This is a genomic window from Streptomyces sp. NPDC058632 (assembly GCF_042717095.1).
Classification (GTDB): Bacteria; Actinomycetota; Actinomycetes; order Streptomycetales; family Streptomycetaceae; genus Streptomyces.
In genome coordinates this window covers 41,282-55,315 of record NZ_JBHXQZ010000017.1, presented here as the reverse complement: position 1 = coordinate 55,315, position 14,034 = coordinate 41,282, and the positions used below count along the sequence as shown (strand labels likewise).

The 14,034-nt window shown below is 71.9% G+C and carries 9 protein-coding genes; 3 read left to right on the top strand and 6 right to left on the bottom strand.

What is annotated here, in order from left to right:
- The first annotated feature begins 241 nt into the window (after positions 1 to 241).
- From ACFWVE_RS09560 to ACFWVE_RS09550, 3 genes are all read left to right on the top strand, one after another.
- Positions 242 to 3,226 carry a CHAT domain-containing protein gene (locus ACFWVE_RS09560; protein WP_384009919.1) on the top strand — a complete coding sequence of 995 codons (2,985 nt, stop codon included), beginning with the start codon at positions 242 to 244 and terminating at the stop codon, positions 3,224 to 3,226.
- Positions 3,223 to 4,731: an alpha/beta hydrolase gene (locus tag ACFWVE_RS09555; RefSeq protein WP_384009916.1), complete on the top strand. Its 1,509-nt coding sequence runs from the start codon at positions 3,223 to 3,225 to the stop codon at positions 4,729 to 4,731. Before ACFWVE_RS09560 ends, ACFWVE_RS09555 begins: the two co-directional genes overlap by 4 nt.
- Before the next feature lie 91 nt (positions 4,732 to 4,822).
- Positions 4,823 to 5,107, top strand: a complete 285-nt coding sequence (locus tag ACFWVE_RS09550) for a hypothetical protein (RefSeq protein ID WP_384009914.1) — start codon at positions 4,823 to 4,825, stop codon at positions 5,105 to 5,107.
- 341 nt (positions 5,108 to 5,448) lie between these two features.
- On the opposite strand, the gene gap is transcribed toward ACFWVE_RS09550, so the two are convergent.
- From gap to ACFWVE_RS09520, 6 genes are all read right to left on the bottom strand, one after another.
- Positions 5,449 to 6,447: a type I glyceraldehyde-3-phosphate dehydrogenase gene (gap, locus tag ACFWVE_RS09545; RefSeq protein WP_384009911.1), complete on the bottom strand. Its 999-nt coding sequence runs from the start codon at positions 6,445 to 6,447 to the stop codon at positions 5,449 to 5,451.
- A gap of 107 nt (positions 6,448 to 6,554) precedes the next feature.
- The gene (locus tag ACFWVE_RS09540) at positions 6,555 to 7,511 is read right to left on the bottom strand and encodes a GlxA family transcriptional regulator (RefSeq protein ID WP_384009908.1); all 957 of its coding nucleotides are present in this window, start codon (positions 7,509 to 7,511) and stop codon (positions 6,555 to 6,557) included.
- Between the two features lie 349 nt (positions 7,512 to 7,860).
- Positions 7,861 to 8,508: a CBS domain-containing protein gene (locus tag ACFWVE_RS09535; protein WP_384009905.1), complete on the bottom strand. Its 648-nt coding sequence runs from the start codon at positions 8,506 to 8,508 to the stop codon at positions 7,861 to 7,863.
- Positions 8,509 to 8,825: 317 nt separating this feature from the next.
- Entirely contained in the window at positions 8,826 to 9,044 is a 219-nt protein-coding gene (locus tag ACFWVE_RS09530; protein ID WP_384009902.1) for a hypothetical protein, read from the bottom strand.
- Positions 9,045 to 9,385: 341 nt separating this feature from the next.
- Complete coding sequence (locus ACFWVE_RS09525) at positions 9,386 to 9,781, bottom strand: hypothetical protein (protein ID WP_384009899.1); 396 nt, start codon at positions 9,779 to 9,781, stop codon at positions 9,386 to 9,388.
- A 24-nt stretch (positions 9,782 to 9,805) separates the two neighbouring features.
- Entirely contained in the window at positions 9,806 to 13,702 is a 3,897-nt protein-coding gene (locus ACFWVE_RS09520) for a hypothetical protein (RefSeq protein ID WP_384009897.1), read from the bottom strand.
- Positions 13,703 to 14,034 lie beyond the last annotated feature (332 nt).

The window sequence follows — 14,034 nt, the reverse complement described above, 5'->3', positions numbered from 1 at the left end:
CGTCATCGCCGACGCGTGGCGCCGGCCCGGTGGACGAGCGCGACGCCGGGGCGGGTGAGGTCGAGGTAGCGGTAGCGGTAACGTCCGGTAGCGGCCGCCGGGTTGGGGCTCGTGGGCGGGGCCGGCCCGGTGCGGGCGGCGGACGCACGAGGCGGAAGCGCCGGTACCGATCCGCTTCGGTCGGGAGATTTCCGATGCTGGGGGACGAAATCACGCCGCCGACCATAAACTGCTGCGGCATATGGACCCTTACGCGAGTGCCCTGACGCACTGGGACGAGTTCGACCGCACGGGCGACACCGGCCGACTGGTCCTGGCGGTGGACCTGTTACGTGTCGCCTACAAAACGGCTGAGGTGCCCGAGGACCGCTACCGCTGCGGAAACGATCTGGGGCTGGCCCTGAGCCGCCTGTACGACCAGACCTACGACCTCGACCTCCTGCGGGAGTCGATCGACCTGCTCCGCGGCGGTCTCGGCGTGGAGTCGACGAGCGACGGGCGCGCCTACAACCTCGCGCTCGACTTGCAGAAACACGGCATGATGACGGACGATCTGCCCGCTCTCGACGAGTCGATCGCCCTCATGCGCGAGGTGTCCGACTGCGCGGCGGTCGCGGAGGACATGCGAGCCCGCGTGCTGTCCGCGCTGAGCACGGCACTGCAGGACCGCTACGAGCTGGCCTCGGACGCGGAGGCGCTGGCCGAGAGCGTGGTCAAGGCCCGCGCGTCGCTGGTGATCACCCCGGAGGACCACCCCCGTCGCGGGCCGCATCTGGCGCACCTCGGGCTCGCGCTCCGTATGACCTACGAGAGCACGGGGGACCCCGAGGCGCTCGAGGAAGCCGTCGAGGTCGGACGCGCGGCCGTGCGCGCCATCGACGACGACGTCCCGAGCAAGGACATCGAGATGGGCACCCTCAGCCTCGCGCTCCGGGTGAAGTACGAGGCCTACGGTGATCCGGCCGCACTGGACGAGTCGATCCTCTGGCTCCGACGGGCGATCGCGTTCCTTCCCGAGGACCACGGCCGGCAGGCGCCCCACCATTCGAACCTCTCGCTCGCCCTGTGGACGCGGTACGAGCGGACGGGCGATCTCGCGGTCCTCAACGAAGCCGTCGACGCCGCCCGGACCGCCGTGGCCCGAACCGATCCCGGTACCTCCGACCACCGCCTGTACCGCAACAACCTCGGTCTCGCCCTGTGGTCCCTGCACGAACGGGACCCCCTGTCGGGCGCTCTGGACGAGGCGATCGACCATTTCCGCGCCGTCCTCGCCACCACCGGGGAATCCAGGACGTTCTTCCATCAGACAGCGGCGAATCTCGCGGTGGCCCTTCGCGCCCGTTACCTGCGCCGCGGTTCCGCCACCGACCTCCGGGACGCGATCTCGGCGGGCGAGCTCGCCGACCGGGCGGCGGCCGAGACCCACGTCGACCGGCAGCGGTACCTGTCGCTGCTGGGCACACTGCACCAGGACAGCCACCACCGTCACTCGGTCCCGGCCGATCTGGAAAAGGCCGTTTCCCACTTCCGCGACGCGGTCGCCGCCACCCCGGCGGATCACCCCGACCACGCCCTGTTCCAGCTCAATCTCGGAACGGCCCTCGTCGAGCGATGGCGTGCGGGGCACAGGGCGGACGGAAGCCGCCTCTCCGCGGCACGGGACATCCTCCACGAGGCGGCCGGTTCCCCCACGGCGCCCCCGCGGATCCGCGTCGCCGCCGCACGGACCGCCGGTGACGCGGCCGCGGAGGTCCGGGACTGGCCCGGCGCGGTGCGCAGTTACGAGACCGGTGTGGCGCAACTGCCCCAGGTCGCGCCCGGGCACCTCGACCTGGCCGACCGGGGCCGTGAGCTCGGCCGGTTCCTCGGCCTCGCCTCCGACGCGGCGGCGGCGGCCTTCCACTGCGGCGACCCCGGCGGAGCACTGCAGCTCCTGGAGGACGGACGCGGGCTGCTCCTCGGGACCGTCCTCGACGACGTGCCGCTGCTCGCCGAGTTACGACGGCGCGAGCCGGAGCTGGCCGACGCCTTCGTGTGGACACGTCACCGCCTGGACCGGGCCGGCCCGGACCCGGTGGGAATGCCCCGGCCCCAGGATCTCGAGTCCGACGACCGTCATACCGCCGGCGCCGAGTGGGACCGCCTGATCGAGCGGATCCGCGCGATACCCGGGTTCGGGGAGTTCCTCAGGCAGGAACCGGTCGCGGAGCTGATCGACGACGTCGACGACACACCCGTGATCGTCCTGAACACCAGCCGGCTGCGGTGCGACGCCGTGGTCCTCCGGAGCGGTGCGGCGGTCCACGTACCGCTTCCGCTGCTGGAACACGACACCGTGCGGGCGCGGGCGGGCGACCTGCGGCGGGCGATCGACGCCGCCACCGACAGCTCGGAGGCCGGACGCACGGCGGCCGAACGCCGCTTCGGCGAGACCTTCGACGCGGTCTGCCGCTGGCTGTTCCTGGCCGTGGTGGAACCCGTGCTCGCCGTCTGCGGCCCGGTCGACCGCGTGCACTGGCTCCCCACCGGCGCGCTGACGGCGCTGCCTCTGCACGCCGCGGCCGAGCGTGAACCCGGCGACTTCCTGGAACGTGCGGTCTCCTCCTACACGGCGACGCTGCGCGGCCTGCGAGCGCCCGTCCCGGCCAGGACGTCCCCGGAGAGCGTCCTGATCGTGAGCGGGGAGCAGGATCTGCGCGCGGCCGAGCGCGAGGCCGACGTCCTTGAACACCTCCTCGGAGCGGACCACCAGGTCCTGCGCCCGGGACCCGCGACGGTGCGCACGGTCCTGGACGCGCTCCCTGCCTGCTCGACGGCGCACATCGCGCTCCACGGGTACAGCGATCCGGACAATCCCCTCTCCGGTTGCCTGGAACTCACCGACGGCGACCTCGACGTGCCGGCGATCTCACGGCTGCGTCTGACCGCGATGCGGCTGGCGTACCTGTCGGCGTGCGACACGGCGGCGCCCGACGACGGCTGGGCGGACGAACCCGTGCACCTCGCCGCGGCCTTCCGCGCGGCGGGATGCAGGCACGTCATCGCCACGCTCTGGCCTGCCGAGGACGACAGCGCGGCCGAGGTCGCGCTCGACTTCTACGCCGACGGCCTCCCCGAGGATCCCGCCGTCGCCATCAACCGCGCACAGCGTCGCCGCAGGGCGGCCGCTCCCGCGTCACCGCTGTCGTGGGGGCCGTACGAGCACTGGGGAGTCCTGGGATGAAGGTCGTGATCTGCGAGCTGGACCCGCACGCCGTCCCGGCCGGGCTCGCCGGGCACGCGGCCGCCCTGGACCCGGACCCGCGGACGGTGCCCGCGGACCGGCTCGCCTTCCCCCTCCCGCTCCCGGGCGGCGAACCAGTCGCCGTCCTCCACCTCGTCGGCTCCGACGACGGGATCCGTGCGAGACACGGAGTCACACCGGGCGCGCCGGCCCCGGCGGCGGGCGACTGGGTGGCCGCGGTTCTTCCCCCGGGCGCCGCACCGGAGATCGTCGTGCTCGACTCCTGCTACCTGCCGTCACAGGCCGATGCGGTGGCCGGGGTCGCTCCCGTGGTGATCGGGCTGCCCGGACGCATCGGGCGCGTCACCGCCGACGCCTTCCTGGAGGAGTGGTACGCGCAGTTGGGCCGAGGGGCCGCGGCCGAGGCGGCGTTCGAGGCCGCCTGTGACCGGATCGCGGCCGGTGACCTTCCGGAGCCGCTGCAGCCCCGACTGCATCGGCGCGGTGGGGCGAGCACGGTCTACCGCAACGGCAGGCACGCAGGTGCCGAGACGGTCACCGTGTGGTTCGGTACCAATCGCGTACGGCTCGAGAACGGTGAGTTCGGCGCCCGGGCGTCGTCCACGCTGCACCGTGGAAGCTGCTCCGTGGAGGTTCCGGCGTCGGCGCCGATCGGGGGACGGCCCCGCCGTCGTCTCGGGCGCGCCGACGGGCGGCGCCGGCTGGCGTTCGTCGGCTCCCGGCCACTCGACCGCGAGGCGTACCTGACGGCGGTCGCGGACGCGCTGGACGACACGCTGAGCGATCGAAGGGCCGTGTTCGTCTACGTGCACGGCTACCGGACGACGTTCGAGGAAGCCGCCGTCCGTGCCGCCCAACTGCACATGGACCTGAAGATCCCCGGAGTCACGGCGTTCTTCAGCTGGCCGTCGCGCGGCACGGCCCACGGTTACGCCGCCGACGAGGACGCCGTCCAGCTGAGCGAGCGCCACCTGTGCGAGTTCCTCGTCGACCTCTGCGCGAAGTCCTCGGCGAAGAAGGTGCACCTCCTCGCGCACAGCATGGGCAGCAGGGCCGTCCTCCGGGTCGCGATGCGTGCCGCCGAGAACTCCTCGAGGACCCAGGGAATCGAGCTGGGCCAGCTCATCCTGGCCGCGCCGGACATCGACGGCGCGTTCTTCGCGTCCGAGGCGGACTCCTTCCGGCACATCGCCGAAGGAACGACGCTGTACACGTCGTCCCGCGACCTGGCGTTGCAGAGTTCGTCCGTCGTGCACCGCGGTCCTCGCGCCGGCCAGGGGCCCTCGCTGCCGCTCCCCGGAGCGGTGCACGTGATCGACGCGGCTCCGATCGACGTCTCCCTGCTCGGCCACGGGTACTACTCCGCGGCTTTCCCCGTCCTCGGGGACATTCACTCCCTCATCTACGACCGGCACGATCCGTCCGCGCGCATGGCCCTGCGGAGTCTGGGCGAGGACCGTTGGGGATTCCGCGAACTGAACTGAACTGAGCTGAGCTGAGCTGAGCTGAGCTGAGCTGAACCGGATTGACCGGACCGGACCGGACGCGTCGCGCACGGTAGGGCAGGAGGCGGGCATGACCGACATGGCCAGGCTGAAAGTGCTGTTCGAGGAGATCGGCGGATACCAGCGGGCGCTCGACGGCGGGATGACGCTCAGCACGGGCGGGCCCGAGATATACCGGCGGGTGCTGGAAGTGCAACTCCTGCTACCACCCGGCAACGAACACATCTGGAACGACTTCCGCATGTGGATCATGCAGAGCTGGGCCACGGCCCATCAACGCGGGGGCGACGCGGAGTCCGAGCCGTGGCGGGTGTTCCTGGGCGAGATCGGCGACCTGCTGGGCCCTGCTGTCTGACTTTGCATCGTGACCCAGGTTTCCGCTTACTCGAGGTGGAGAGCCGCCAAGCGTGGCAGTCGGCGAGTCATTTCGTCTCGATCGTCGAAGTCGAAGTTCCAAGTGGGGTCCAGCTCGGGATGTCGGATGCTGAACGCGTCGTCAGGGAGTTGCCTGTCGGTCGCCGGGGCGACGCTCGAAGAGTGCCTTGACCGGCCGTGGCGCTCCCGCACCCTCCGGAGGCCGGGCGGACCCGCTTCTGTGACGGGGCGCTCCGGTTGGCCCGACCGGTCAACCGGAGCGCCCGAAGGAAGTGCCGGCCGGCGCGGTCGCCGGAGGCGGTGCACCGCCCCGGCGTCCGGTCAGCGGGTGGCGAGCAGCTCGAGCGTGTCGATCACGCGGTTCGAGAAGCCCCACTCGTTGTCGTACCACGCGACCACCTTGACGTGGCGGCCGTCGACGCGGGTGAGGGCCGAGTCGAAGATCGACGAGGCGGGGTTGCCCGTGATGTCGGACGACACGAGCGGGTCGTCCGAGTACTCGAGGATGCCGGCGAGCGGCCCCTGCGCTGCGGCGCGGTACGCCGCCAGCACGTCGTCGCGTGTCACGTCGCGGGCGACGGTCGTGTTGAGTTCGACGATCGAGCCCACCGGCACCGGTACGCGGATCGAGTCGCCCGACAGCCTGCCGTCGAGGTTCGGCAGCACCCTGCCGATCGCCTTGGCGGCGCCGGTCGTGGTCGGCACGATGTTGACGCCGGCGGCCCGGGCGCGACGGGCGTCGCGGTGCGGACCGTCCTGCAGGTTCTGCTCCTGCGTGTAGGCGTGCACCGTCGTCATGAACCCGTGTTCGATACCGGCGAGTTCGTCGAGGACCGCGGCCAGCGGCGCGAGCGCGTTGGTGGTGCAGGAGGCGTTCGAGACGATCGTGTGCACGGCCGGGTCGTAGGCGTCGGTGTTGACCCCGAACGCGAGCGTGACGTCGGCGCCGTCCGACGGCGCGCTGACGAGTACCTTCCTCGCGCCCGCGTCGAGGTGGGCGCGGGCGGCCTTGGCCGAGGTGAAGCGGCCGGTGGCCTCCAGGGCGATGTCGACGCCGAGTTCGGCCCACGGAAGCTGCGCCGGTTCGCGCTCGGCCAGCACCGTGATGCGACGGCCGTCGACGACGAGGGCGTCCCCGTCGACGGTCACCGGGCGCCCGAGCCGGCCGGCCGTGCTGTCGTAGGCGAGCAGCCGGGCGAGAGCGGCGGGCTCCGTCAGGTCGTTGACGGCGACGACCTCGAGGGGGCTGTCGCGCTCCAGCAGTGCGCGCAGCACATTGCGTCCGATGCGGCCGAATCCGTTGATGGCGATGCGAGTCATGAGTGATGTCCCTTCCCTTCCACACCAGGCTCGCCCGCGGCTCGCGCCCCTGACAGTGGCGGGATCGCCACGGTTCAAAAGGATCCCGCCACGCGGTGCCGGGCGGATCACTCGCCCCGGGTGAAGGTGCGCCGGTACTCGCTCGGTGTGGTGCCGAGGATGCGCTGGAAGTGCAGGCGCAGGTTCGCGCCGGTGCCGAGCCCGACGCCGGCGGCGATCTGTTCGACGCTGCGCTGCGAGCGCTCGAGCAGTTCGCGGGCCAGGTCGATGCGGGCGCGCATCACCCACTGCATCGGCGTGCAGCCGGTCTCCCCGACGAAGCGCCGGGAGAACGTGCGCGGCGAGACCCCGGCCTGCCGCGCCAGTATGTCGAGGGTGAGGGGCTCACCGAGCCGGTGCAGCGCCCACTCGCGGGTGGCGGCGAACCGCTCGCCGAGCGGCTCGGGGACGCTGCGCGGCACGTACTGGGCCTGGCCGCCGCTGCGGTAGGGGGCGGCAACCAGACGCCGGGCCGCGTGGTTGGACGCGGCCACTCCGAGGTCGCCGCGCAGGATGTGCAGGCACAGGTCGATGCCGGAGGCGGCGCCGGCCGAGGTGAGTACGCTGCCCTCGTCGACGAACAGCACGTTCTCGTCGACCTGGACGAGCGGATGCCTGGCCAAGAGTGCCCGCGTGTAGTGCCAGTGCGTCGTGGCGCGCCTGCCGTCGAGCAGGCCCGTGGCGGCGAGCGCGAAGGCGCCCGTCGAGATGGCGGCGAGCCGCGCGCCCCGGTCGTGGGCGGCGATCAGCGCCTCGACGACGGCCTGCGGCGGGTCGTCGCGGTCCGGGAACCGGTAGCCGGGGACGAAGACGACGTCGGCCCACGCAAGCGCGTCGAGGCCGTGGGCGACGTGGTACGCGAGGCCGTCGCCGCCGGTCACGAGACCGGGTGTCGCCCCGCACACCCGCACCTCGTACGGCATGCTCGCGCGGGTCGTGAACACCTGCGCGGGAATTCCGACATCGAGCGGCTTCGCACCCTCGAGCACGAGGACGGCGACGCGATGCAGGCGGGAGGCTGGCACGGGAAGAGGTTACGCGGGCCGAGACCGTCACCCGCTCGGCTCGGTGCCCCGCGGTCCGAGCGGCCGATCACCGCACATGAGTCGCCCCTGTTCTTCTCGCCGGCTCGCGACGGGCCGAAGCGGGCGGCCGAGGCGACGGACAGCGGCGGGACAGCGGGCATCCGGTCAGCGCGGCGGCGAGGCCGGCCAGTCCGGCCGCCGCGAAGCCGCCCGCCGGCACGGAGACCTCGACCGCCACCCCGACGATCGGGGATCCGAGCGCGAAAGGAGAGTGATCGTGGGTGGGGACGGTCTCGTGCCGGGACCTGCCCGACCGCACCTGGTGGTCGGCCCTCCCGGGGCAGAACACTCAGCCCGCCCCGGTGGCGGCGAGGTGGGCGTCCACGGCGACGACACCGTCGACGCCCTGGCAGAGGCCCACGACCACCGGAACGAGCCGCGGTTCCGGGACGTGTCCCCGAAGGACGACGACCCCGTCCCGGACCTCGACCGCGACGGTGCCCTCGTCCAGGCCGAGGATGCGCCCCAGGACGTCCTGCTCGACCTCGCCGCGGATCTCGACGTCGGAGCGGATGAAGGCGTCGAGCAGGTCGCTGCGGGTGACGATGCCGGTGAGGAGCCCGTCGTCGCCGACCACCGGCAGCTGCTTGACGTGACGCCTGCGGAGTTCCCGCGCGGCCCGGGGGATCGTCCAGTCGGCGCGGGCGGTGAAGACGGGGCTGCTCATGAGCGCGCCCGCGGTTCGCGCCTGGGCCTTGCTCCAGGCGCGCTCGTCGTTCCCGCCCCGACCCTGCGGATCGGGCATGCCGGTCTCGTGCCGCAGCACGTCGGACGCGGACACGACGCCGACGGGAACGCCGTCATCGTCGATGACCGGGGCCGCGACGATGTCGTTCGCGTCCAGCAGGGCGGCGACCTCCTGGAGTGGTGTGGTGGGGCGGAAGGTGAGGACCTCCTCGGTCATCACGTCACCGACCGTGCGGCGGTACAGCGTCATGGCATCGGCCTCCTCCGCTGTGCGACGGGGCGGCCGCGCCCTTGCCGGCTCGTCCGCGCCGTCTTCCCTACTCATGACACCACCGCGAGGCTCCGGCGACCAGTGACGTTCGGCCTGGCGGGGAGGGCCGGCGGTCCCACGGCCAGGAGTGCGGCCGAGTGCGCGTGAGATGCCGGCGCCGCTGGGCGCCTGGCCCTTGCGCTTGTCGATGGGGATGATCAGGTTGTCCCCTGACCGCTCACTCGGCGTCACTGAGCTGCGGGCTTCAGCCGCGAATGCGCGCCCCCCACCACGCGCCCTCACCAGTCCCGAGACCGTCATGCCGAGCGCGCGCAGGTCAGGGCTTCGGCACGCTCCGTGAGGTTCCGCGGTGCGCCCCGGGCGTGCGCCCCGGGCGTGCGGCTCGGGCGTGCGGCTCGGGCGTGCGGCTCGGTCACGGCGAGGAGCCGGGCGGGACGGGCGCCGCGCCGCGTGGACGACAGCAGCTGGGTGAAGGCGCCGACGGGGGCGCCGACGTGAGGTGTTGCGTGGTTCATGGCGTCGGAGCGCCGGCCGGACACGGGGGGAGGGCCCCGGCCCGGCAGCCCCATAGCCACCGGTAGTCCTGAGGGCGTTCAACAGAGGGTGACCGGTAGAACCGGGGAGTGTCGCCGCCCCTTGTGAAGGGTGAGTTTTTATTGCAGGGCTCGTCATCCGCTTCACCTGCTCGGGTGATGCTTGATCACGGAGATGGCAATGTCAGCCTCCGCGACCGCTCGGCCGACGGTCGGCGTGCCTTTGGAACGGGGGTTCCCGAGGCGCTGGGGGACAGGGCCGTAAACCGAACGGGCCGCACCCGGAGTGGGGTGCGGCCCGCCTTGTGGGACGGCCGGGTCACCTACGGCGCCGTGGCCTCGGACACGGCGCTGACGATGTTCGACGCCATGGCGTCGAAGTTCTCCCGGAAGAAGCTGGTCCTGTCGTGGAACCCTTCCTCCGAGAACCCTCCGTTCGTCAGGAACATCGGGGCGATCGCCGTGAGCGCCGCATGGATGACGTGCAGCTCGCGGGAGGTCAGGGTGAACTCCCGGGTGGTTCTGTGGTCACCCTTGAGCCTGTCGCGCAGTCGGCCGACCTCTTCGCGGTCCGCGCCGAGCTGTACGACCAGGGCCTCGTCCGTGGAGGCCCAGCCGTCGAGTGTCCGCAGCGCCTCGCACATCAGGTCCGTCTGCGTCGCCGTGAGCCGTCCCTGGAACGCCTCACCGGCCCTGGTCAGCTTGATCCGTGTCCTCATCGTGGTCGGTCTTTCCTAACTGGTCTACGGAGTGAGGGGGTTGTACTTGTCGTTGAACTTCTCCAGGGTCATCTTGTATCCGTGGATGTACCTGTCCTTGATGATGACGACGACCTTCTTGTTCGCGTCGAAGGCGACCTTGTTGCCGGTGTTGGGGTCGATGTGGGTGGCCTTGCCCCGCCACGAGGCGAAGTACTTGGCCAGCTCCTCGATGTTGGTGCCGATACCGGGGATGGCGTGGTCGTTCGCGTTCTTCGTGGGCTTCCCGTCGGGTCCCTTCTCCATCATCTTCTGCCAGTTGTAGTCCACGCCGTCGGCTGCGTCGAGGCCGTACTTGTCCTCCAGGGCGTCCAGCTTCTCGACGGGCAGGTCCTCGATGGTCCAGTCGAGGTCGCAGACGTCGTTCGTGCTGTTGGCGACGGCGAAGGACCTGGCACCGGAACCTGCCGCTTCTTCGAGGCAGGGCGGGGTGTCAGGGTCGCGCCTGACCTTCTCGATGATCTCGCGGAGCTTCTTCAGGGTCCGTCGTCCCTTGGCGGACGCTTCGAAGAACGCCTTGATCCCCACCACGACCCGTCCCACGGCCACGGTGAGCTGCGGGAGCTTGGCCACGACGACGGCGAGACTGACGGCGTTGATCAACGTCCACAGGCAACCTTCGATGTCACCCTTGCTGAAGCACGCCTTGGCGTCGTTGTAGCCGACGACGTCGAGGATGATCTCGCCGCCGTTGGCCTTGACCCAGTCCATGACGTCCTGGGAGGTGGCCGCCTTCGCCTCACGCCACTGATCGACGCAGGTCTGGCCGCACGCGGCGAGCAGGATCTCCTCCTCGTCGGCGGTCAGCTCCGCCCCGGTGTCGACGGGGCTGTCGGCCCTCTCCGCACGGGCGGCTTCGATGCGCTCCTGGAGCGCCGCCTCCGCCCGCGTGGCCGCGGCGTCCGCCTCAAGGGCGCTGGCCTGGGCGTTCGCGGCGGCGGCCTCGGCGCGCAACGCCTCCTGCTCGGCGTAGTCCGCCACGGCGTGCGCGGCACCGGCGTCGCTCTCGGCGGCGTCGGCCGAGGCGTGGGCGGCCGCGGCGTCCAGTTCGGCGGCCGAGGCCGCCGCTCGGGCGCTCGCCGCCTCGCTCTCGGCGCCCGTGGCCGCGGTATCGGCCGCAGCGGCGTCGGCCGCCGCCTGGGTCTCGTACTTCGTGGCGTTGACAGCCGCCGTCTGCGCCGCACGCGCGTCCGCCGCCGCGGCACTGGCGGATGCCTGCGCCTTGGTGACGGAGACCGCCGCCTTCGCCGCCTGCTCCGCGGCGGTGGCCGCGGCGGTGGCGGCGAGCACGGCGTCGGCGTCGGCACGGTCGGCCGCTTCCTTCGCCGCCAGAGCGGCTTCGGCCGCCTCGTCCGCCCGGGCCTGCGCCGCAGCAGCCTGCTGCACCGACAGGCTCAGCGCGCTCTGTCCGACGAGCACAGCCATGCCCGCGGAGGCATCTCTGGTCTGGTGCGGACTGCCCAGCGAGATCGCCTCGTTGGCGGGATCGATCACCAGCGCCGCGGCGTCACTCGCTGCCGTGGCCGCCTGGGCGGCTGCCCAGGCGTGGCCGGTGGTCACCGCGCTCTCGGTGCGGGCCTGGTCGGCCTGCGCCCGGGCGGCATCCGCGTTGGCCTTCGCCGACACGGCGTTGGCCGAGGCGACACGGGCGTACGCCTCTGCCGCCCGTGCGTGGGCGCCGGCCGCCTCGGAGGCGTCGATGGCGTCGGCCGCCGCGGCACGGGCCGCGGTGGCTTCGGCGTGCGTGGTCGCGGCAGCGGCCTTGGCGCCTTCGGCGGCGGCCCGGGAACGCCCCGCGGCCGCAGTGGACTCGTCCGCCGCGACGCGTGCGGCCACTGCGGCGGCGCTCGCCTCGTTGGCCGCGGTGCGGGAACGACCCGCAGCCGCTGACGCCTCGTTCGCGGCGGCTCTGGCGTCGGTCGCCGCCGCGCGTGCCGCCGCGGCGTCCTCGGTGCCTTCCGCCGCCGCTGCGGCAGCTTCGTAGGCCGCTGCCCGGGAGGCTGCGGCGTCCTCCTTCCGCTCGGCTTCGAGAGCTTTGTTTTTGGCATCCGCGGCCCGGATTTCGGCGGCCAGGGCCTCCGACGTCCGGGACTCGGCGATCGCGGCGGATGCCTCGGCACTGGTCAGGGCCTGTGCAGCGGCTTTGCGCTCCGCGGCGGCCCGTTCCTCGGCGGCGGCAGCCTCGGCGCGTTCGGCGTCGGCCCGCTTGCGTGCTTCGGCCGCGACCTTCTTCTCCGCCTCGGCGGTCAGCCGCTTGGCGCGGGCCTCCGCGGCGGCCTCCTTGGCATTGGCCTCGGCGGTCTCCGCGCGGACGCGGGCGGTCTTGGCGCGCGCGGCCTCTTTGGCGGCCTTCGTGGCCTGCTCGGCCGCCGCGTTCGCGGCCTTCGTGGCCTGCGCCGCGTTCTCCTGCGCGGCGACCCGACGGTACTCGGCCTCCAGCGCGTTCGCCTCGGCACGGGCCCGGGAGAACAGGGCGCCGTTGTCGGCGACCGTCGCCTTCGACGCCTGCAGCGCGGTGTTCGCGGCCTGGTAGGCGGCCTTGGCCCCCGCCGCCGACGCCTTCGTGACCTGTACCGACTGTTGCGCGTAGGCCAGTCCGCGGCCGGGCGGTGCGCCGATCTCGGCGGCGGCCTCAAGGGCGGCCTCCTGCGCGGCGTCGGCCCGGGTCACCTGCTTCTCGGCGTCCTCGACGTACGACCGGGCGAGGGTCAGCTGCTCGGTGATGTTGGTCTGGGTCTCCTTCAGCCCAGCCTCGATCCTGCTCTTCTCTCCAGCCGTGGGCACCCAGTTCGCGCCGTGCGCACGCTGCCATGCCAGGATCTCCTCGGCCACCCATGCCTGGCCGACCGCCTCGACCATGGCGAACGAGGCGTTCCACAGGTCGTCGTAGGCGAGGGACTCGGCGTCGACGATGGTGTTCCGGTACTCGGCCTGGGTGTCCAGCTCCGCCTGGTACTCGGCGCGGGCGGTCTCCACGACGTCGCCCATCACCCGGTAGGGGTCGGAGGCGTTCTCGTGGTCGCAGTTGGCCCACCGGGTCTTCAGCGCCTCGACCTCGGTGCGGAACTCGACGGTGCCCGGCTCGGGGGCGGTCTTCGGGAAGCCACCGGCCTGGAGGAACATGCGGGCGTCGTCCGCGGACATCCCGACGGTCAGGTCGGTCAGCGTGCCGGCATCGGAGCCCAGCAGAGTCGCCAATTCTGTCTGGAACCGGTTGAGTTCGACGAAGTACTCGTCGGTGTCCTTGGTCTGGCCGATGATCTCGGCCACTCGGGCGACCGACTCCGCACCGGCTCGCGGAACCAGGTCCTCGAAGGTCGCGTCCTGCGTCCTCTGGTGGGAGTCGCGGCGGAACTCGCGGGTTTCGGTGTCGAATTCAGGTGCGTCGAAGTGGTGCTGGAACTCGCCGATCTGTTCCAGCCAGCGTTCCTGCTGCTCCGTTTGGAATCCGGGCGGCGGTGGTGCGGTCGCCCAGTCGTTGGAGTTCGCCAACTCGACGGGGGTGTCGCCCGTGGAGTTCTCGGTGAGTGCGAGGCGCCGGTCCTCGGGGGCGCCGGCCAGAGCGGTCTTGGTCAGACCCTTCACCAGCGGGCCGCCGGTGTGCAGGACGCGGCCCAGGCGGCACATGTCGGCGAGCCCCTGCTCACCGGTGGCGGCGCTGGGTATCCAGGCGTTCCAGACGGTGACGTCCGGCTGTGCAAAGCTGGTCCAGATGCTCCACTCCGGCCAGCGGTCCCAGTTGATGTCCGGGAACCCGGGCGGGGCGTCCGACGCCGCTTCGGCCTGGGAGGCCAGGGCGGCCTCGGCGACGGCCACAGCGGTGGTCCGCGAGGCGGCGGAGGCGGTGTCGGCGGTCGCCGCGAGCAGGGTCATGCTGGTCACCGCGGCCGTCGTCGAGATCGCTCTTCTCGCGAGCCTCAGCATAGTTCCTGATAACGATGGTCTTATCGGCTTCATGCCGAGCAGAACCTTTCTATCGGCTGACCGGCATCATGAGAGATGCCGGGTGTTCCGGAATCGCGCCCGCACCTGCTGTTTTTGGGCAGCATGAGGTGCCGGGTTGAGGTATCCCGGAAGAATGGAAAGCGAAGGGAGGGGAGGTATTTGGGCACGCCGAGAAACCTGGACGGGAGGTCGGCTTGAACCTCGGCCGATGGAATCCGGCGATTGGGGCGGGCAGCGCGCGGATTAAGGCGCTGAGGGGTGCGGGGTTG

Bases quoted from the DNA above. Each gene is read 5' to 3' on its own strand.
- ACFWVE_RS09560 (WP_384009919.1), top strand. From the start codon at position 242: ATGGACCCTTACGCGAGTGCCCTGACGCACTGGGACGAGTTCGACCGC.
- ACFWVE_RS09555 (WP_384009916.1), top strand. From the start codon at position 3,223: ATGAAGGTCGTGATCTGCGAGCTGGACCCGCACGCCGTCCCGGCCGGG.
- ACFWVE_RS09550 (WP_384009914.1), top strand. From the start codon at position 4,823: ATGACCGACATGGCCAGGCTGAAAGTGCTGTTCGAGGAGATCGGCGGA.
- gap (WP_384009911.1), bottom strand. From the start codon at position 6,447: ATGACTCGCATCGCCATCAACGGATTCGGCCGCATCGGACGCAATGTG.
- ACFWVE_RS09535 (WP_384009905.1), bottom strand. From the start codon at position 8,508: ATGACGCTGTACCGCCGCACGGTCGGTGACGTGATGACCGAGGAGGTC.
- ACFWVE_RS09530 (WP_384009902.1), bottom strand. From the start codon at position 9,044: ATGAACCACGCAACACCTCACGTCGGCGCCCCCGTCGGCGCCTTCACC.
- ACFWVE_RS09525 (WP_384009899.1), bottom strand. From the start codon at position 9,781: ATGAGGACACGGATCAAGCTGACCAGGGCCGGTGAGGCGTTCCAGGGA.